16 protein-coding genes are annotated in these 19429 nt (G+C 69.7%); 15 read left to right on the forward strand and 1 reads right to left on the reverse strand.

Annotated features, from left to right (window positions below; all coding sequences use genetic code 11):
* The 4 genes from D476_RS32935 to D476_RS0111130 form a co-directional block, all read left to right on the forward strand.
* A partial coding sequence (locus D476_RS32935) for a LysR family transcriptional regulator substrate-binding protein (protein WP_017624025.1) occupies positions 1–253 on the forward strand: 253 nt, incomplete at its 5' end.
* 139 nt (positions 254–392) lie between these two features.
* Positions 393–704, forward strand: coding sequence for a trypco2 family protein (locus D476_RS0111120; RefSeq protein ID WP_017624026.1), 312 nt, complete (start codon positions 393–395; stop codon positions 702–704).
* 21 nt (positions 705–725) lie between these two features.
* Positions 726–5924, forward strand: a complete 5199-nt coding sequence (locus tag D476_RS35595; protein ID WP_017624027.1) for a tetratricopeptide repeat protein — start codon at positions 726–728, stop codon at positions 5922–5924.
* Positions 5925–6003: 79 nt separating this feature from the next.
* Complete coding sequence (locus tag D476_RS0111130) at positions 6004–6765, forward strand: enoyl-CoA hydratase/isomerase family protein (protein ID WP_026123416.1); 762 nt, start codon at positions 6004–6006, stop codon at positions 6763–6765.
* Here the strand turns inward: D476_RS0111130 and D476_RS0111135 are convergent, their stop codons facing one another.
* Positions 6766–7731, reverse strand: coding sequence for an oxidoreductase (locus tag D476_RS0111135; RefSeq protein WP_017624029.1), 966 nt, complete (start codon positions 7729–7731; stop codon positions 6766–6768). It lies immediately after the preceding gene.
* A gap of 54 nt (positions 7732–7785) precedes the next feature.
* Between D476_RS0111135 and D476_RS0111140 the strand changes: the two genes are divergently transcribed.
* From D476_RS0111140 to D476_RS35600, 11 genes are all read left to right on the forward strand, one after another.
* Entirely contained in the window at positions 7786–8214 is a 429-nt protein-coding gene (locus D476_RS0111140; RefSeq protein ID WP_017624030.1) for a MerR family transcriptional regulator, read from the forward strand.
* 8 nt (positions 8215–8222) lie between these two features.
* Entirely contained in the window at positions 8223–8801 is a 579-nt protein-coding gene (locus D476_RS32945) for an SMI1/KNR4 family protein (protein WP_051061697.1), read from the forward strand.
* Between the two features lie 74 nt (positions 8802–8875).
* On the forward strand, positions 8876–9403 hold the full coding sequence (locus D476_RS32950; RefSeq protein WP_152529313.1) for a hypothetical protein: 528 nt from the start codon (positions 8876–8878) through the stop codon (positions 9401–9403).
* Between the two features lie 151 nt (positions 9404–9554).
* The gene (locus tag D476_RS0111155) at positions 9555–10766 is read left to right on the forward strand and encodes a M48 family metalloprotease (protein WP_017624033.1); all 1212 of its coding nucleotides are present in this window, start codon (positions 9555–9557) and stop codon (positions 10764–10766) included.
* A gap of 15 nt (positions 10767–10781) precedes the next feature.
* Positions 10782–12185 (forward strand): type IV secretory system conjugative DNA transfer family protein, encoded by a 1404-nt coding sequence (locus tag D476_RS0111160; protein WP_017624034.1) that lies wholly within the window; start codon positions 10782–10784, stop codon positions 12183–12185.
* A gap of 221 nt (positions 12186–12406) precedes the next feature.
* Complete coding sequence (locus D476_RS0111165) at positions 12407–13438, forward strand: hypothetical protein (RefSeq protein ID WP_152529314.1); 1032 nt, start codon at positions 12407–12409, stop codon at positions 13436–13438.
* Positions 13439–13476: 38 nt separating this feature from the next.
* A complete protein-coding gene (locus D476_RS38940) occupies positions 13477–13818 on the forward strand; it encodes a hypothetical protein (RefSeq protein WP_239648674.1) in 342 nt (113 codons plus the stop codon).
* Positions 13815–15029 carry a zeta toxin family protein gene (locus D476_RS36255; RefSeq protein ID WP_083939485.1) on the forward strand — a complete coding sequence of 405 codons (1215 nt, stop codon included), beginning with the start codon at positions 13815–13817 and terminating at the stop codon, positions 15027–15029. The genes D476_RS38940 and D476_RS36255 overlap by 4 nt, the downstream gene beginning before the upstream one ends.
* A gap of 107 nt (positions 15030–15136) precedes the next feature.
* Positions 15137–15520, forward strand: a complete 384-nt coding sequence (locus D476_RS0111180) for a DoxX family protein (RefSeq protein ID WP_017624038.1) — start codon at positions 15137–15139, stop codon at positions 15518–15520.
* 109 nt (positions 15521–15629) lie between these two features.
* Positions 15630–17576, forward strand: coding sequence for a hypothetical protein (locus tag D476_RS0111185; protein ID WP_017624039.1), 1947 nt, complete (start codon positions 15630–15632; stop codon positions 17574–17576).
* 81 nt (positions 17577–17657) lie between these two features.
* Positions 17658–19429 (forward strand): DUF7933 domain-containing protein (locus D476_RS35600; RefSeq protein ID WP_239648675.1); only part of this gene is annotated, 1772 nt, incomplete at its 3' end.

Below are 19429 nucleotides of genomic sequence, written 5' to 3' on the forward strand. Positions count from 1 at the left end.
GCCGGAGATCCGCGGATCGACCACCGACTACTTCTTCGCGCGGTCGCTGGTGGCCGCGGGCATGGGGATCTCGCTGGTGCCCTCCATCGCGCTCGCCCCGGACATTCCGGGCCTGTGCACGGTCCCGATCGCGGACCCCGCGCCCGCCCGCCACTTCGGCGCCGCCGCGCTGGCCCACCGCGACCTGCCCCACGTGCGGACCCTCGTACACGCCCTGCAGGAGGAGGCCGCGGCCGTGGACCACCCCCGTTGAGGCCTCAGCAAGAGGGAGGCAGAAATCTCCCATCCAGCACGGTCGAATCGCAATTCACGCGATCGGAGCAATCACGTGGCGCAGCCGCCCTCTCTCCCTTAGCATTTCCAGAAGGTGCTCACTTCTCAGGAGGCGTTGAATGCCCGACGAACCGTGGGTAGGTCTGGCCGAGGCGATCAGCGGAATCCGCTCACAGCTCCAGCAGGCCATGCGCGAAGGCGAAGGCGAGGAACTCCGGTTCACGTCCGGCCCGGTGGAGATCGAACTCGCCGTGAACGTCGACCGCGACGCGTCGGGGAAGGTCAAGCTCACGGTGCTTCCATGGAGCGTAGAGGCCGGGGGATCGGCGGCGAGCGGCACTACGAGCCGGATCTCGTGCACCTTGCACCCTGTGGACGGGTCGGGTTCGGACGCACGCATCTCTGAAGGCATCGAACGCCGTCCCCTTTAGCGCCCCGGAGATCAACCTGACATGGATCCACACCGGGTCGTCGAAGTCTGGTCCCCCGGAAACTTCGGCACAGGCTATCTCGTCACCGAAACGGCCGTCCTCACCTCCTGGCACACGGTCGCACCCCCCGGGCTCCGCCCCCTCGAACCGCCCGAAGTCCGCCCCCTCGGCGGCGGTGCCTGGTCACCCGCCCAGGTGGTATGGCCGCCCGAGGCACCGGACATCGACGCCGACCCCGCGTCGGACGTGGCCCTCCTTCGCATCGACGCCCCGTCCTGGGTTCCCCCCGCCGCTGGAACCGTGCTCTGGGGGCGGATCACCGGCGGTGAGCGGCGCCCCTGCCGCGCCATCGGGTTCCCGACCTCGGAAAGGAAGGGAGACGTCCGGGACACCAAGGACATCAGCGGACATATCGAGCGGTTCACCGGGGTGAAGTCTGGACTGATCACCGTGCACGTGGACGGCAGCGCTGCACCGAGCGCACCGGTCCCACCGGGTTCGGGGTCGCGGTGGTCCGGGGCATCAGGTACGGGCCTGTTCTGCGGTGAGTTCCTGGTCGGTGTCGTCACCACCGACCGCACCTCGGCCTACTCCGCCGACCAGCTCGTCGCCGTCCCGACCGCCCCACTGGCCGAGGATCCCGGCTTCCTCACCGCCGTGGGCACCGCGCCCGACCTGCGAGACCTGCCTCCGCCACCGGGCTCGGCCACCGAGGGCGGAAACAGCGGGGCCGGTGGCGCCCTTCTGCCGACCAATCTGCCCGCACCCGCCACACGGGTGTTCGTCGGACGGGAGGCGGAGCTTTCCGCCCTGGCCGAACGGATGCGCGATGGCACAGGCGTCGTCACGCAGGCCCTCCAGGGGTTGGGAGGGATCGGAAAGACCGCCTTGGCCCTGGAGTACGCCCACGCCCACGCCGACGACCACCGGCTCGTGTGGTGGATCGATGCCGACACCCCGGGCTCGGTGGCCCGGGGCCTTGCGGCGCTGGCCCGCGCGCTTCCCGGCGTGTCCGGAACCGACGATCCCGACGAGCAGGCCGCCGCCAGTTCGATAGCGTGGCTGAGGGCCAACCCCGGATGGCTGCTGGTGCTGGACAATGCCGCCGCACCGTCCGAACTCTCCCCCGTGCTGGGCCCCATTCAGGACGCCGGCCACGTGCTCATCACCAGCCGCTACACCTCCGGCTGGCCCGGTGCCGCGCCTATTGAACTGGGGGCGCTGGATGAGGACGCGGCGGTAGAACTGCTCACCGTTCTCACCGAAGGCACCGACCCCGGGCAAGGGGCTCGCGCACGGGAACTCGCCGAAGAACTGGGATTCCTTCCACTCGCGCTGCAGCAGGCCGCTGCGTTCATCGCCGAGACCTGCATCTCCTACGACGAATACCTCCGACTGCTCAGGCAGTACCCGTCCGACCTCCTGGGCACGGAGTCAGGAGGCGGGTCTGAAGGGCGGACGGTCGCCCGAACCTGGCGCGTCACCCTCGACCGGATCGCGCAGTCGAGCCCGCTCAGCGTCGAACTGCTCCGAATCCTTGCCTGGTTCGCCCCACACGGTATTCCACGCAGCGTGCTCGACGTGCTACACAAGTCGGACGCTGATCACCACGCGCCCAAACCTCCGCACGTGCGATTGGCTCACGACATGCTGTCCGGATACCGACGGGAAGACATTCCTGAGGGCCTCCGCGATCGGATGCATGAAGACCCTAGCGGCTCGGCGTCTCCCTCTCTGCCGATGAGATTGGCTGACACGCCTGTCGCGCTGCATAAGGCCCTGGGAACGCTTCGCACCTACAGTATGATCTCTCTGGACCGGGACACGATTTCGGTGCATAGGCTCGTGCAGGCCATATCCCGAATCCCCGACCCGGCCGATCCCCATCGCTCTCCGGAGTCGGTGGCCTTCTCCAGGGAGCGGGCCGCCGTACTCATCAAAGCCGCGATGCCGATCAACCCCACGTTCAACATCCCTGAATGGCCGCAGGCACGCACATTGCTGCCGCACGTTGCCGCCCTCGCGGCCGCCTGTCCCTCTGACCTGGATTCCGAGTCCTCCATGCGTGTCTGGGAGACTTCCTCAGAATTCCTGCGTTCCCAAAGACTCGGAGCTCCAGCGGTCGCGTACTCCTCACGTGCCGTCGCCGTGGCCGAGCGCCTCCATGGACGTGACTCACCCGTCGCCATCTACGAGCGCGAGGGGCTGGCCGCGGCCTGCCTGGACGCAGGCGACATCGATCGGGCGGTCGAACTGTACGAGGGGGTTCTCCACGACCGGGAGCATGTAGAAGGCCCGCCGGGGAACGCAATGCGGACTGTGATGCTGTTCGGCTCTGTATGGAATGGCCTGTCCACCGCCTATCTAGCCCGCGAAGAACCGGAGAAGGCAGTTCATCTGCGTGAACGGGTGCTGAGCTCCTGGGAAGCGGCCCTGGAGCAATCTTCTCCCTCTGGCCCGGAAAAGCCAGATTCGAAGGGCAGCGGCCCGAGAGAACGTCTTCTCGGAACCGCGCCCGGCCAGCCATTACTCGGTGACGAGGGTAATCAGGCCTACTCGATCGAATCCCATGTCCTGCAATCGCGGAAGAGTCTCGCTTCTGCCCTTATCCTGGCAGGTCAGACCGAGCAGGGTGTGGAAATGCTGGAACGGGCGGCTGCCGACTCCGAGCGGCTCTTCGGCCCTGACCACCGCGGAACACAGACGATTCTCTTCGACCTTGGCTTCGGCTACTTGCGCCTCCGGCGCCCCGAAGCGGCTTTGAGGTGCTTCGAGCGGACCGCCGAAGCCGCCCAGAGACGCATCGGCCCCGACCATCCCGACACGATCGATTCCCTAAAAGCTTTGGGCACGGCCCATAACGAGTGCGGCCGCCCGGAACGTGCGATCCAGCTCTACGAGCAGGCTTTGGAGAGCGGAGAACGCGCTGTGGGGGCGGCGTCGGAGTCGACCCGAGCCACCCGCAGATCGCTGGCATCGCTCTACCGGCGGACAGACGGACACGACCGAGCCGTCGCCCTGCTGCAGCAGGAGCTCGAGGTGGCCGAAGGCTTCCCGGGAGACGTGCCCGGCATCCTCGATTCGGCACACGCGCTGGCGTCGGCGTACATCGACTCGGGGCTGACCGAGCGTGCGGTCCCCCTGCTGCAGCGGTTCCTCGACGAAGGCGAAGCCGACGGCGGCCCCGGGGTCGAAAGGCTTCTCGAGGCCCGCCTGGAATTGGCCATGTGCAACGAGCGCGCAGGGCGGCACTCCCAGAACGCCCACCTGCTGGAACAGGCGATCCCAGAGGCCGAAGATGCCCTGGACGCGGACTCCCCGCTTCTCCATGCCGGACGTCGACTGCTGGCCACCGCCTCGGCCTACTGCGGGGCCCCTCAGCGGGCGATCGACCTGTTGGAGATGAACCTCCTCTCCGAGGAGAGGACATGGGGGCAGGGCGACGAACGCACAGTCGCCACCTATACCGCCCTCGCGGCCCTCCACGCGAACGTCGGCCACAGCCAACACGCCATCGCCTACTATCGCCGCGCACTGGCCGGCGCTGAGCGGTCATCCGAACAGCCGCCCATCGCCGAACGGCTCGACATGCGCCTGCGGCTGGCCAATGAGCACATGTCCGTCACCGAACATCGCGAAGCCGTCGCCGTCTTGGCCGAAGTGCTGGATGATCCGGAGAGGCGCGCTGAAGCCGACGAGGAGTGGCTGTTCGAGGCGCGGCGTACCCGCGCCATCTGTCACGAAATGCTCGGTGAGGTACAGCATGCGGCGGAATTCCTCTCCAGGTCCCTCTCCGACGCAGAGCGGCTGATCCCTCACGACCCCAGAACGGCGATCGTGCGTGCACAGCTCGGCCGTATCCTGCTTGCCTGCGAACGGCATGAAGAGGCGCGGGACACGCTCGAACGCTCCGTTCCCGAGATCCGCGCCCTCCGCGGCGCAGACGATGCCGACACCGTCACCGTCCGCCAGAACCTTGCCATGGCACACCTGAGCGCCGGAAACCGGGAACGAGGACTCACACTGCTCGCCGAGTGCCTCCGCGACGCGGAGCGTGTGTTCGGTTCCGAACACGGCCTGACCCGGGCTATCGCCAGAACGCTGTCCGCCGAACGCGGCGCACCCTCCGCCGAAGCCTCCGCTCCCCCTCTTCTGGAACGCCTGGACCAGGCGAAGGCCGCCGAGAAGGCCGGCCACCTGTCCACCGCCATCTCGGCCTACCGGGCACTCCTGGAGGAGTCGGAGCGCGGCGCCGCACCAGATGAGATGACCACGCTCGCGGTGCGCATGCACCTGGCCGAGTCCCTCCGGGAAGCAGAGGAGCACGACGCGGCGCTTCCGGTGTTCGAGCGGTGCGCCACGGACAGCGAACGGATCTTGGGCGCTACCGACGCCAGAGCGGTGACGGCCCGGAGCATGCTGGGGTTCGCGTACCTTTCCGCCGGACGAGAGGATCCCGGCATCCGAGAAATGGAGCGGGTCGCCGAGCAGAACAGGCGCTCCGGCGCGGCCTCTCCTCGTATCGCCGCCGGGCTGTACCTCCTCGGAATGCACCGCGCCGCGAACGGCGATTCCGACGCCGCTGTCGCTGTTCTGGAACAGGCCCTCGCCGCCTATGAGGAGACTTCCGAGCGCGATTCGCCCGACCTGCCCTGGGTCCGGTTCCACCTCGCCCGTGTCTGCCTCCAAGCCCGGCAGGCGCAACGTGCCGTGGAGCTCCTGGACACCTTCATCGATCACAATGGGGAGCTGTCATCAGGCGTCGCCGACGCCACCGACGTCCGGACGTTCATGTGGACGTTCGCAGACGCCTGCTCGGGCTCGGACCTGCCCGGCGACGCCGTGGACATGTACCGGTTCGTGGTGCAGGACCTGGACAGCGACCCCGAGGCGGACGCATGGGAACGGATCGACGCACGTCACGGCTTGGGGACAGCGCTACTCAATGCAGGTAGCGCCGACGAGGCGATCCCCGAGCTGCGGCGAGCGCGCGCGGATGCGCGGGCGGCGCTCCCCAGCGATGACGCGCGGCACCTCGAAATCCGCGCCCGGCTCGCGACCGCGTACGAAGCGGCCGACGACCAGGAGCGGGCCATCGAGGAGTTCACCGGTCTGGCCGCGGATGCCGAACATGCCCTGGGCGACGACCATCCCTTCACTGAATCAGTGCGCACCAGGCTCCAAGGGCTGCACGAGCGCACTTCCCCTGAACCGGGATGACGAAGCGCCCCGTTCGCCAGCCGTGGGCACGACGGCGAGATACTGGCGGGGATCTGTCCGCGATCATGAAAGCCTTCCGATGAGTGATCACGTGCGCCTCGACGTCGACGGGCCGGTGGCCTCCCTGGTGTTCGACCGGCCCGCCAAGCGCAACGCCATGACCGTCGGGATGTGGTCGGCGATCCCGGAGCTGCTGGGCAAGGCGGCCGACGACGACGCCGTCAGGGTGCTGGTGCTGCGCGGCGGCGCGCACTTCTCCGCCGGGGCCGACATCGGCGAACTGGCCGCACTCCGGAGCCCGGCCGACGGCCGCCGCTTCAACGCGCTCACCGACGCCGCCGAGTCGGCCGTCGCATCGTTCCCCAAACCGACGATCGCCGCGGTGCGCGGGTTCTGCATCGGCGGCGGGTGCGAGCTGGCGGTGGCCTGCGACATGCGCATCGCCGCCCGGGACGCGCGGATGGCGATCACCCCGGCCAAGCTGGGCGTGGTCTACACCCACCGGCCCACCAAGCGGCTCGCGGACCTGGTGGGACCGGCCTGGGCGAAGCAGATCCTGTTCACCGGGGAGCAGCTCGACGCCGACCAGGCACTGCGCATCGGCCTGGTGAACGAGGTCGCCGACGACCTCGACGCCCGCGTCGCCGAGCTGGCGCGGACCATCGCCGAGCGCTCGCAGGTGACGGTCCGCGCCGTGAAGGCCATCGTGAACCGGATCCAGGACGGCGCCGACGACGAGGACGACGAGGTGCGCAGGCTGTACGACCAGGGCTACGCGAGCGCCGACTTCGCCGAGGGCGTCGCCGCCTTCACGGAGAGGCGCCGCCCCGAGTTCGGCTGATCACCTGAGGGGCCCGGCCCCGGTGGCCGCGACCGACAGCTCCCAGAGACGGGACGCCGCCTCGGGGGCGACGGCGTAGTCCCGGACGCCGCCGTCGTCCATGGGTTCTTCGGGCCCCGAGACGCGGGCGACGTCGCAGTCCTCCAGGTACAGGCCCCCGCGCCCCTGGAGGAGCGGCGACGTCGCCGCCCAAAGCCCCGTGGCGGCGCCCTGGGACGGCGTCTTGAAGTCGGCGCCGATGACGTTCCCCTGCCCGTCGATCCAGCCGCGTTCGATCTGCTCGTCGCGGGTCATCTCCCGCTGGAGCCCGGTGATGATCTTACCGGGGTGCAGGGCGAAGGCCCGGACACCGTCGCCCCGCCCCACGGCGTCGAGGTGGACGGCGAACAGGGCGTTGGCGGTCTTGGACTGTCCGTAGGCGAGCCACTTGTCATACCCGGTGCGGAAGTGCGGGTCGTGCCATCGGATACCGGTCAGGGTGTGCCCGGCCGAGCTGTTGACGACGACGCGCGCGCCACCGGCGGCGGCGAGCAGCGGGTAGAGCTCGCAGGCCAAGGCGAAGTGCCCGAAGTGGTTGGCGGCCATCTGGCCCTCCCAGCCGGGGCCGACGCGCCGCTCCGGGATGGCCATCACACCGGCGACGGCCATCAGGAGGTCGACCGTGTCCACGGCCGCGCGGATCCGCTCGGCGGCGGCGCGCACGCTCCCGAGGTCGGTCAGGTCCATGGGGACGACGTCGCAGGAGTCCAGGCCCGGCAGGGCGGCGCGGGCGGCCTCGGGGCGCCGGGCCGGGACCGTCACGCGGGCTCCGGCCGCCGCCAGTGCACGGGCGGTCGCCAGGCCGAGCCCGGAGGAGCCCCCGGTGACGACGGCCGTGGTGCCGGTGAGGTCGAGGCCGGAGAGGACATCGTCGGCGGTGGAGGACGCGGAGAAGGGCGAGCCGAGGGGCCGCTGGTGTTCGGTCATGGCGAGGACCCTAGGAACTAGAGCGCGCTCTAGATCAAGCCGTAGGATCCCCGCATGCCCGACCACCGCTCCCCCGCCGCCCCACTGACCATCGGCGAGACGGCCCGCCGGACCGGACTGAGCGTGCACGCGCTGCGCTTCTACGAGCGCGAGGGCCTGCTGGTCGGGCCGGTCGAACGCACGGCGGGAGGCAGGCGGCGGTACGCCGAGGCCGATGTCGAGTGGCTGCGGATCTGCGTCAGGCTGCGCGAATCCGGGATGCCGCTGGCCGACCTCAAGCGCTTCACCGGACTGGTCCGCCGGGGGCCGGGGAACGAGGCCGAGCGCCTCGAACTGCTCAACGCCCACCAGCGCAGGGTCGAGGCGCAGATCCGGGCCCTGGAGGAGTGCCGGTCGGTGATCGCCTGGAAGGTCGGCGTCTACGCCGACCACGTGGCGCGCGGTGAGGCGGAAGGGTTGTGGGATCCGGCGGGTCCGCGATAATCACGGCCATGACCGATCCCGCGTTGACGACGCTCACGGACCTGGTGCCCCCGCCCGCCTCCCCCTATCTCGGAGAGAACGGCTGGGAGGCCGTCTTCAAGGAGATGGGCACCCGCCTCCCGAACGACTACACGGAACTGCTCGAACGCTACGGCGCCGGGATGTGGGCCGGGTGGCTGCGCTTCCCGCCTCCCGGGCGCTCGGGCAGGTACGGCATGCCGGAGACGTCCGCGCGGGCCCGCGACGGCTACCGCCTCCTGCGCGAGGACGACGAGGACGAGTTCCCCCTCCCGGTCTGGCCGGAGCCGGGCGGCCTGCTGCCGTTCGCCGACACCGCCCACGGCGACCACCTCGGCTGGCTGGCCGAGGGCGAGGACCCGGACCGCTGGCCGCTGGTCTTCTGGCCCCGCCACAACGACCAGGGCCCACCACTGGCGTGCACGCTGGCCGATGTGGTCTATTCGCTGCTGATCGGCGACTACGAGAGGTTCGGCTTCCCACCCCCGGAGGAGGACCCCGACGCCCCCACGAGGCGGTCCCCCGACTTCGAGCCCCACACCACCGAGAACTTCGACCCCCACGAATGACCCCCGGCCACAGGCCCCGTCCACCTGTGGCCGCACCATTGACGCCCCTCCCACTCCCTGGCCACGCTTGGCGCATGCCCAACGATGATCTCTCCCGTATCACCGGAGAGCTCGGCGGATTGAGAGAACGCGTCTCGGCATTGGAGGAAGTGCGCGACCAGGTCGACCGATTGGCGGACCGGATCCTCGACGGGCCCGACCGGCCGCTTCCCGTCCCGGCCGATGGCGCCTGTGTGGTCAGCTGGTTCGATCTGCGGCCTGAACAAGCCCGCCAGGTGCTCGACGACCTCTCATCCTGGCTGCGCGACGTCCTTTCGCACTACTCCGGCGCGGCCGCGCTCCTCTTTCCCTGTTGGTACCGCCACCCGGCACTGGTGCAGGACCTCCTCGACCTGCGCAGTGCCTGGCTGCTCGCCTACCGCGCGCCGACCGACGGCGCCGCCGCGCGGGACGCCCTCGACTGGTCGGAACGCCGTCTCCCCCTCTTCCAAGAGCGCGCCTCCTCAGAGCTGTCCCGCTGCAACGGGGTGCGCCACTCCCCCGAGACCATCGCCATCCCCGTCCCCACCCGTGAAGAGGCGGATGCCTACCTTCACGGATGAGGGACGTCCCCGCCGTTCCCCATGACCCGCTTCGGTCACCAGGACGAGGACCCCCGACATGTTCTGCGACCAGTGCGGCACCCGCTTGGAGCCGACAGGCTCCGCCGCCGCTCCCCCCGCCTGCCCCCGATGCACATCCCCTGCGCCGTCGGTGTCCCAGCGCGCCGCGCAGGTGCGCCTGCCCTTCCCGGGAACGGGGCGCGCGACGACCGTCCTCGGTGCCATGCGCCGCGCGTCGGCGCGCAACGTACGAGGCAACCTCACCGCCCTCTTCTCCGCCTGGTTCAACGTCCCGTTCATCCTGCTCATGGCAGGGTTCGGCGCGATCCTCGGAGGTATCGGCGGCATCGGGTCGGGAACCATGACCGGAGCCGGCCTGCTCTCGCGCATCGACGTGGTCCTCACGTTCGTCCTTCCCCTGCCGATCGACGCCGCCGACCTCCTCCCCACGGCGGCCTTTCAGATCGGAGGCATCATCGGTGCGATGCTCGGCGCCGTGAGCGGCGGGCTGACCATGGCGATCGCGGTGTTCATCGGCTTCTACCAGCTCCTCTACGAGGGCGATCCCGCATGGCCCTGGGCGGTGGCCGCAGGGCAGATCGTGACGGCACTCTTCGCCGCCGTCTCCTACACCGCCTATTCAGGGCTCACGGAACGCTGGCGCCTGGAGCTCTCCGGGGCCCGGCGCCCCAGCCGCCGTGAGAGCCAGTGGCTCCTCCCCCTCCTCCAGGAGGCCTCCGCCCGCCTGGGGGCGCCCGCCGCCCCCGTCCTCCTCATCGATGACAGCCGGGAGCCCAACGCCTACGCAGGGATCAGGCACATCATCGTCAACCGCGGCCTTCTCGACCACCTGCGGTACGACGAGGAGGCGGTCTCCGGGGTGCTCGCCCATGAGCTCGCCCACTGGCGGAACGGGGACGCCGTGGCGATGGCGTGGGGAAAGGGCATCGCGCTCCCGCTCTACATCGCCTATGGATTCGCCTCAGCGGTCGAACGGGCCGTCCGCTGGGGGCCCGCACGGCTGCTGACCGCGATCCTCCTGTGGAGCGTCACCGTGACGGTGCGCCGCATCGTGATGCCCATGCAGGCCGCCGACTGGCGAAGGTGCGAGTACCGGGCCGACGCGGCCGCCAAGGCCGCCGGGTACGGCGAGGGCCTCCACCGGGCGCTCGGCCACCTGCGCGACTTCGACGGCGCGCGTACCGGATGGGAGGCCGCCGTCCTCGCCACGCACCCACCGACGGAGCTCCGCCTGGAGCGCCTGGAGGAGCCGGGCCGGGACTACCCCCTCGCCCCGTTCCCCACGCCCGTCCGCCCCGTGAAGCGTGCGGCGAGCACGCGCGTGGGACCCGCCAAGGACTGACCGGAAGGCACCCCCGTGACGACCACCGAACTCCCCCCGACGCCGCCGGTCCGACTCCGCCCCGAGACCCGCGTCTACCTGGGGCTCGACCCCGATGACGGCTACAAGCGCGTGTGGTCGCATCCCTCGGACTCCGTCGGCCTGGTCGGCCCTCCCCGCTACGGCAAGACGAGCGGGGTGATCCTTCCGGCCCTGCTGTACTGGTCGGGGCCGGTGGTGTCGACCTCCACCCGCGGGGACATCCTCGATTTCTGCGGGGACTGGCGCCGCCGCGTGGCCTCCGACCACGGGGGGCGGGTCTATGTCTACGACCCCTTCGACAGCGAGCGCCACGGCTCACTGCGGTGGAGCCCGCTCGCCGGGTGCCACGACCCGGGCGTGTGCTACCGCCGCGTGCAGGCCATGACGGCGGTCGCCGGACGCGGAATGAGCGACGGGGAGCACTGGCGCGCGGGCGCGGCCATGATCCTGCGCGGGCTCTTCCACGCCGCGGCCCTGTCCGGCGCCCCCATGGAGGAGGTACGCCGCTGGCTGGCCCGGCAGGAGGTACGGCGACCCGCCCAGCTCATCCGCACCCATGCCGGAAGCACCACGGCCGACGGCTGGGCCGACGACCTCGAAGCGGTCGCCCTCATCGGGGAGAAGGAGCGCGGGAGCTTCTACTCCGTCGCGCGGAACTGCCTTGAGGCGACGGCCGAGCCCAAGGTGCTCCAGTCCTGTTCGGCCAACGATCTCGACATCGACGAGTTCCTCGCCACGTCCTCGACCCTGTTCATCGTCGGGCCGAGCCACTACCAGAGCGTCGTCGCCCCGATGATCGTGGGGCTGGTCGATGCGATCGCGCAACGAGCCGCCGAGGTGGCGGCCGCCCAGGGCGGCCGCCTGCAGAGCCCTCTGCTGCTGGCCCTGGACGAGGTCGCCAACATCGCACCGCTGCAGAGCCTGCCGACGCTGGTGTCCGAGGGAGGCGGCCGAGGCATCATCACCCTGTGGGCGGCCCAGTCCCTGGCCCAGCTCAGGGCACGCTACGGAGCGGACGAGCAGCAGGCGATCCTGACGGCGACCTCGGCGAAGATCATCTACGGGGGGATGTCCAACGACGCCGACCTGAGGAACGTCTCGTCGTGGAGCGGTGAGTACCGGGCCCCCGAGGTGACCTACTACGCCTCGGGCACCCCCTTCCCCGCCCCGGTCCCCGACCGGTCGGCCCCTCTCGGCCCGCCGGGCGATGCGGGCGGCCAGTTCTCGGTGGGCGGGGCGTTCCGGCCGGTCCTGCCGGTGGAGGCGATCCAGCAGATGCCGCCGCACAACGCCTGGCTGTGGTGGAGGTCCGAGCCGCCGCTGCACGTGGAGACCCGTCCGGCGGGGCTGATCCCCGAGTACCGGCGGGTGAGCGGCGGCGGGATGGGGGCACCGTGACCGGGGCGTCGGCGAGTCGGAGGTGCCCGCAGTGCTCGACCCCGGCGGCCCGGGAGTCGTCACGGTTCTGCACGAAGTGCGGTGCCCCTCTCGCGGTCCCTGACGCAGCCCGGCAGGACACGGCAGGGGCTGAGTCAACCACACAGCCGTCCGCACCGCAGACCACCACCGGCCGCAAGAGGCGGAGGCGCTGGCGCGGGCTGATCATCCTTGTCGGCCTGGTGCTGGTGAGCACAGGAGTGACCGCAGGACTGCGCACGACCCAGGAGACCGTCTACTCCCCTGAACAACCGGTCGAGGAGCTGTTGGAAGCGATCGCCGCCCGGGACGGCGACCGGGCGGCGGAACTCCTCGGTGTGGAGTCGTCCCTGATCACCTCGGCCGCCTTGGAAGAGGGATACACCCCGCCGACGGGCATGCGGATCACGAAATCCGAATACGGCAACCCAGAAGAGGGTCTAAATTACCTTGCAACCGAGGACCCGGACCGCCGCCCCGAGCGTGACGTAGGGGCCGTGTACGTGGAATACACGGTCAACGGCACCGAGCACTCCACCCGGTTCCTTGTCCAACGGGAGAAGACCGGAATGTTGAGGGGGTGGGAGATCGGGGCGCCCCGCCCAGAACACATTGGAGAAATCAAGATCGTCAGTCAGCACATCCCTTTCGTGAAGGTCGCTTCCCGTTCCGGAATTCCGGCCGCCTCCTCCCACCTCTCCCTCGCCGCCCCTGAACCTTTGCGCGCCCTTCCGGGGACCTACGACATATCCATTGAGGAGGAGAACGAACTGTTCGGGCAGGGCGTCGTCGGAGAACTCGAAGTGACCACCCAAAGTTCCGTGGCCCAGGGTAGGGGCACGGCGACGTTCGAGCTGGATGACTTGGAGGTACGCCCGGATGTCGTCGACCAGGTCGAGTCCCAGATCGACTCCTACCTGGACGAATGCGAGGCGAGCACCGACCCGCTCCCGTCCCCGTGCCCGTTCAGATTCACCCAGGGCGGCGTCTTCAAGCAGATCGACACAGTCGAGTGGACCATCCTCAAGCGCCCTAAGGTGCAGGTGAAACCGGCGGGTGACGACGTCGCATACTCGTCACCGATCAGCGTAGAGACCGTCTCCGAGGGGAAGGTCGAAGTCACAGCGACCTTCCAGAGGGAGTACTACGAGCCGAAGACCGAGACCATGGACTTCTCCGTCGGCGGAAGCGCGGACATCAGCGAGGACGGAGATGTCGAGTGGAAGGTCCGTTGACCGGCGATACGAACGAGATCCATACAGAGAGGACGACCATGAGCACCGATCACCCGAACGACCAGGAAACCCCGTCCGACGACGAAGCCGTCGACATATCGGGGCGGCCGCTCACAGACCTCCCAGATTACCAACTTCTCGAAGACGCGAAGTCAATGGTAACACACGCCTTCACCATGACTCACGCCCTCTTTTACAGCGATGTCACCGAAGAGCGTCGCGCCGAGCTGGAGCGCGAGCTTCTTCATCACATAGACACGAAGAAGCAGATCCCTTTTATCGGGCGCGAGGGATGGATCGACATCGCAAAGAAGTACCCCAAGATCAACTCTGACCTCAAGCGTGAGATCAATTCCCACCGGCAACTGGACGGCGAATGAGCCTCGCGCAGAACCACGACCCCAGGTTCGAGAATGCCCTGAGACTGCGCCTCCGAGACCTAACACCCCCTAGCGATCCCGCAGACCGCCAGACGGGGCACCCACCCAGGTTCCTTATATTGGGCGGGCAGCCTGGCGCAGGAAAAACTATCTCCCAAGACCTCGCCATGGCGTCCATGCCGCCATACACGGCATCGTACGACGGCGACGACAATGCCACTTACCATCCAGACTTTGACCTCATCACAGAACGTGAACGCCAGCACGGACACGCTATCGCGTCGTCGGAGCTGCCCGATGATTTCCACTCCAACTGCCTCGACCATCTGAGAGCCGGAGACAAGCAATATGACGTGATCGCCAGTCACCCGCTCGGACGCGCCGAGTGGGCCGACTCATGGGTGGACGGCTTCAAGCAGCACGGCTATAACGTCAGCGTCGCTTTCATCGCAACTCATATATCGAATAGCCACCTAGGAATCCTTCACCGCTACCAGAAACAGCGCGACCGCGAAGGCTACGGTCGGTGGATGCCCCCGGAATCCCATGACGAGTTCTACGAGAACATCCCCAATGTCGCGGACCACCTGGAGCGCTCGTCCAGCGTCGACTCCATCTACATTCTCGACCGCAACGGCCGGGTCCTGCACGAGAACCACTGGGGAGAGGACGGAAACAGGACCAACCCGCTCGCCGCCCGTGAAACGCTCGTTGACGAGCGGAACCGGCCTCCCACACAGGACGAGATCCGGGACTTCCAGGAGAAGGTCGCCTACCTCAGAGACGACGGCCTCCGCGTCAACGGAGCCCCCGAGGAACTCCCCTCCCTCGTCGATGAAGCCGAACGGCGCCACCGGGAGCACCTGGCGACCGCCACTCCCCCACCACCCCACTCCGCCGCGGCCAGGCAGCCTGAGCAGCGGGAATACGTCTCCCAGTCATTGGACCGCTCGCGAGCGGCCGAGCACCGTGCGGCTCCGCCGGAGTCTCCGGACACCCTCCCCGCGGAGACCGACACAGCCGACGGGCCCACCGAGGCCGCGACCAGCGCTCAGCACAGTCGTGACGTCGCCGAGAAGCTGCGCATGGCCGACCGCAGCCTGAACGATCGGCACCACGCCTCTCCCCCACCCGTAGGGTCGGCGTCCCGAACCGCATCCACGCCTCCCTCCCCTTCAACTCCAACGAGGGAAGACCGCCAGCCCGACTGACCCGGCCCTCCGCGCGCCCGCCTCGCCGCGTCACACATGTCCGGCGTCGTTCGTCCTCTTGGTGACGGGTCCTGGGATGAACAGGACCCGATACCAGAGGAGGCGCTATGGACCTCGCGTTGTGGATCGCCGCTGTCTTCCTGGCTCTCGTCTTCGGGGTCGGTGGGGCCGCCAAGGTCGTCGTTCCCAAAGACAAGATCGCCGCGTTCAAGTTCGCCGGGTGGGTCAAGGACTGGAGCCCCGGCGCCGTTCGGACCATCGGCGGGCTCGAAGTCCTCGCCGCCATCGGCCTGATCCTGCCCCCTCTGGTGGGCATCGGGACCGTATTCGTCCCCCTGGCCGCCGTCGGCATCGTCCTGGTGATGATCGGCGCGATCTTCGTGCACGCGCGCCGCCGCGAGCCGGTGAACATCGCGGGCAACCTCGTCTACCTCGCGGTGGCGGGCTTCGTGGCCTGGGGCCGTTTCGGTCCCGAGTCCTTCATGGGGTGAGGAGAGGAACGGAGCGGGCCCGGCGACAGCTGCGTTCGGACACCGTGCAACCGCTTTCCGGCGGCGTCCGTCGGACCCTCGACGACCGCCGCCCCAGGGAGTCCGCGCGATGGCCCATCCCCCGCAGTCCTTGCCCTGCACACTCCGCGGGGCGCTGGCCCTGCTCCTCGGCGAATACCTGCGCCGCCCGGCGCTCCTGCTCGGGATCGCCTCGGTCCCGCTGCTCCTCGGCTGGCTCGTCGCGACCCTCGTCCGGGCGAGTCTGCTCTCCGGCGCCCGGTGGATCGACGGCGGCCTGGTGCCCCTTCCCGCCTCGGAGGAGCTGGTCCGCCAGGGAGCCACGTCCGTCCTCGGCACCATCGGCCTCCCCGTGGCCTACGGCCTGGTCACCCTCATGGTCGCCGGACGCCTCCTGGGGCGGCCCACCCCGTTCCGAGCCGCCCTGACCCGACTCCTCAAGCACCCGTTCCTGCTGCTCGGATGGTGGTTCCTCGCCGTTCTCGGATTCGGCATGGTCGTCTTCGGCGTCGAGGCACCGATGATCCTCCTGGGGCTGGCGCCTCCCGTCGACTATGCCGGGCCGGTCCGTCTGCTGATCGTGACGGCGTCCCTGTTCGTCCTCCCGGCCGTCCTGGCCCAGTGGGCCGTCCTCCTGCCCGTCGCCCTCCTCGAGGACCTGTACGGCCGCGAAGCCGTTGAGCGCTCCTGGGGAGTGGGGGAAGGAGAACGGGTGCGCCACATCGCCTGCCTCGGCATGGCGGTCGGCCTCATGCTCCTCCCCCACTTCGCAGCCGAAGCCGCCTACGTGCTCACCGATGGCCCGATGAAGGCGGTGCTCCGGGTCGCGGCGGAAGGGCTCGCCCTCGTATTCGTCGCCCCGGCGGCCCTCCTGACCGCCTGCGCACCTGTCGTGTACTCCCTCTGCGGCGACACCCGCACAGCAGTGCAGGACGCCCCCGCCCCTCCAGGGCGGCGCCCCAAACAGACCGTCCTCCTCGCCGTCGTGCTCGTCGCCATCGTCGCCCTTCCACTCTTCGGCGCCCGGTTCTACGCCAGGGAACTCGCCCACGTCCCTCGGCTGGCCATCGACCCCGCCGCCGCAACGGACGACCTGGCCCCGGACGACCTCGAACCGGTGCCCGGCGGAACGGGCTTCGCATCCCTCACCCAGGACCGTTGGAGGGACGGCCCCGACGCCCTACTCCTCTACGCCTGCGAAGCCGACTGCCCGGACGGCCAAGCGCGCGAACGCCAGATCGACACAGTGCCCGAAGACGCCTTCCTCCACTCCTGGGCGATCGCCGCCGACGGCGACCACCTCCTCATCGGGGCCGTCCTCACCGACTCCGACCGGGAGTCCGACGCCGGCGGTCTCGCCGTCTACCGGTGCTCGGACGACGACTGCGACGGCCCATGGGCGATCGACCTCCCTGCGTCAGCACCCCGGGCCCTACCGCTCACCGGCCTGCGCCTGGCCCCCGGACCCGATGGCGGATACGCCGCCCTCCTCCACGGACCGTCCGAGCCGACCGTCCACCACTCGAACGAGACGCCCGCCGCCCTCCTCACCTGCTCCACCTTCGACTGCGAGACGCCATCGGTGAGCCGATTGCCAGACGTGGTGGAACCCGGCCTGGCCCTCGCCCCCGACGGCTCGGTCGCGATCGCCCACCTCACCCCGGACAGCAGCGCCCTGCACCTACTGGTGTGCCGCGGGTCCCACTGCGACTCAAGCGAGACCCGCGAACTCGACGGCCCATGGCGGCCGGGCGTCCCGAGGTTCGGAGGCGACCGCCCCGCCCCCTCGGTCGCCGTCGACACCTCCGGCCGCCCCCACGTGGTCGGCGTCGGCCGGGACGGCGATCGGCTCCTGTACTACGCCTGCGCCGACGCACAATGCTCCTCGTGGGACTCCACCTTCCTTCTTCACAAGGACGACGCCCCGGGCTCCCCTAAGGCGGCGAGCCTCCGGGTCGACCAGCACGCCCGCCCGTCGGTCCTCACGAGCGGCGCACTCATCCACTGCCTCGCTCCCCGCTGCGACCTGGGCAAATGACCTCGGCGCGCCACACTCCCCGAACGCAGACCATTACTTATTGTGATCAGAGTGGACTTCCCGGCCATGAGGGGACACTCGATGACGCAGCCTGGGGACCGACCCGACCGCTCACCCCGCCGCGACCGAACACGCCGCTGGACGGCGGCCGTCGCGGCGACGGCCGTGGGCGCGGTCGCCGCCGTCCCCCTCCTCCCGCAGGCCGCCGCGGCCGAGCCCGGCCACCCCGGGGTGCCCAGCGACCCGCCGGTCCTCTTCCAAGAGGACTTCGAGCAGGCCGGTGACGGCACGAACACCAGCCTCCAGAACTACACCGGCGCGACGGGCCAGACCTACACCGCCGACCCGTACTGGGTGAGCCGCCCCGACTGCAACGGCTTCATCGTGGACGCGACCAGCGAGCGGCAGACCGACGACTGCACCGCGGCCGGCCAAGCCGACGGCGCCTTCAACAACCTCCAGAGGCTGACCACGGCACTCGGGACCCTCCGCGGCGCCGAGGACCCCGACGCCAACGCCGCCGTCGCCTCCTTCACCGAGGGCGACGGCCCGGCCGGGGCCGTGCAGTTCCGCACGGCCGCCCCCGTCACGCTGCCGGTCGAGAGCAGGTTCGTCACCTTCTCCGTGGACGCCGCCGCGATGAACTGCCAGCACGCCGACATATGGACCCCGCCGAGGCTGCGCTTCTCGCTGATCGACTCACGGGGAACCGAGCGCCCCATGTCGGACTCGGCCATCGACGTGTGCGCCGATCCGCGGGGCATCGACATCCCCGGCCAGACCGGCTTCCGCGCAGGCAGCTTCCCCGCCGACGGGTCGTACCTGCTGCGCGGCGGCGCCTTCGACATCGTGCTCCGGAACGACCAGGGCCAGCGGTTCGGCAACGACGGCGCCTACGACAACATCGCCATCCTGGATGTGACACCGCAGCTCGACAAGTCCTTCGACCCGCGGGTGCGCATCGTCGGGGAGACGTCCCGGCTCACCCTCACCGTCACGAACACCTCCGAGCTGGCGGCCAAGGACGGCTGGTCCTTCACCGACACACTCCCCGACGGCCTGCGCATCGCCGACGACCCGGATCTGGACACCACCTGCACGGCCGACGTCGAAGCGGAAGGCGGCGGCAGCACCGTCACCGTCACCGGCGGCGTTCTGTCCGCCCAAGAGGTCTCCTGCACCATCGGCCTGGACGTCACCTCGGACGAGGTCGGCACCTACACCAACGGCCCCGGGGAGATCAGTGACGCGGTCGGGATCAACCCGCCCGGCGACGCGGACGTGACCTTCGCGAACGCGGACTTCGGCGACGCCCCGGACTCCTATGGGACGACGCTGGCGAACGACGGCGCGGTGCACCTCCTCACCGACGAGGACCCCGACGGGCACACGGCGCCGCTGACGCTCGGGGACACCGTCGATCCCGAACCCGACGGCCTTCCCGGCCCAGGCGCCGACGGCGACGACACCACCGGCCCCGCCGCCGACGACGAGGACGCCACCGGCACGATCACCGGCCTCGTCGACCGGGAGCTCACCGTCCCCGTCAAGGCGGTCAACCGCACCGGCTCCCCGGCGACGCTCGCCGGGTGGGTCGACCTCGACCGGGACGGCTCCTTCGGGGAGGACGAGCGGCGGACCGCCACCGTCCCTGCAGGCTCCGGGATGACAACGGTGGAGTTGGACTTCCCCGCCCCGGCCGAGGAAGGCGGCACATACGCCCGGTTCCGCATCGCCTCAGCGGGCGACGCGCCTGCCGAATCGGAACGCGCGGAAGACGCCGCGCCCGCCCCGACCGGACGCACCATCGGCGGCGAGGGCGAGGACCACCCGGTCGTGATCAGGGACCGCGC

The sequence above is a fragment of the Nocardiopsis chromatogenes YIM 90109 genome, from assembly GCF_000341185.1.
Taxonomy (GTDB): domain Bacteria; phylum Actinomycetota; class Actinomycetes; order Streptosporangiales; family Streptosporangiaceae; genus Nocardiopsis_A; species Nocardiopsis_A chromatogenes.

Excerpts from the sequence above, each read along its gene's own strand:
- D476_RS0111120 (WP_017624026.1), top strand. The coding sequence starts at position 393 with ATGCCCGACGAACCGTGGGTAGGTCTGGCCGAGGCGATCAGCGGAATC.
- D476_RS35595 (WP_017624027.1), top strand. The coding sequence starts at position 726 with ATGGATCCACACCGGGTCGTCGAAGTCTGGTCCCCCGGAAACTTCGGC.
- D476_RS0111130 (WP_026123416.1), top strand. The coding sequence starts at position 6,004 with ATGAGTGATCACGTGCGCCTCGACGTCGACGGGCCGGTGGCCTCCCTG.
- D476_RS0111135 (WP_017624029.1), bottom strand. The coding sequence starts at position 7,731 with ATGACCGAACACCAGCGGCCCCTCGGCTCGCCCTTCTCCGCGTCCTCC.
- D476_RS0111140 (WP_017624030.1), top strand. The coding sequence starts at position 7,786 with ATGCCCGACCACCGCTCCCCCGCCGCCCCACTGACCATCGGCGAGACG.
- D476_RS32945 (WP_051061697.1), top strand. The coding sequence starts at position 8,223 with ATGACCGATCCCGCGTTGACGACGCTCACGGACCTGGTGCCCCCGCCC.
- D476_RS32950 (WP_152529313.1), top strand. The coding sequence starts at position 8,876 with ATGCCCAACGATGATCTCTCCCGTATCACCGGAGAGCTCGGCGGATTG.
- D476_RS38940 (WP_239648674.1), top strand. The coding sequence starts at position 13,477 with ATGAGCACCGATCACCCGAACGACCAGGAAACCCCGTCCGACGACGAA.
- D476_RS36255 (WP_083939485.1), top strand. The coding sequence starts at position 13,815 with ATGAGCCTCGCGCAGAACCACGACCCCAGGTTCGAGAATGCCCTGAGA.
- D476_RS0111180 (WP_017624038.1), top strand. The coding sequence starts at position 15,137 with ATGGACCTCGCGTTGTGGATCGCCGCTGTCTTCCTGGCTCTCGTCTTC.
- D476_RS0111185 (WP_017624039.1), top strand. The coding sequence starts at position 15,630 with ATGGCCCATCCCCCGCAGTCCTTGCCCTGCACACTCCGCGGGGCGCTG.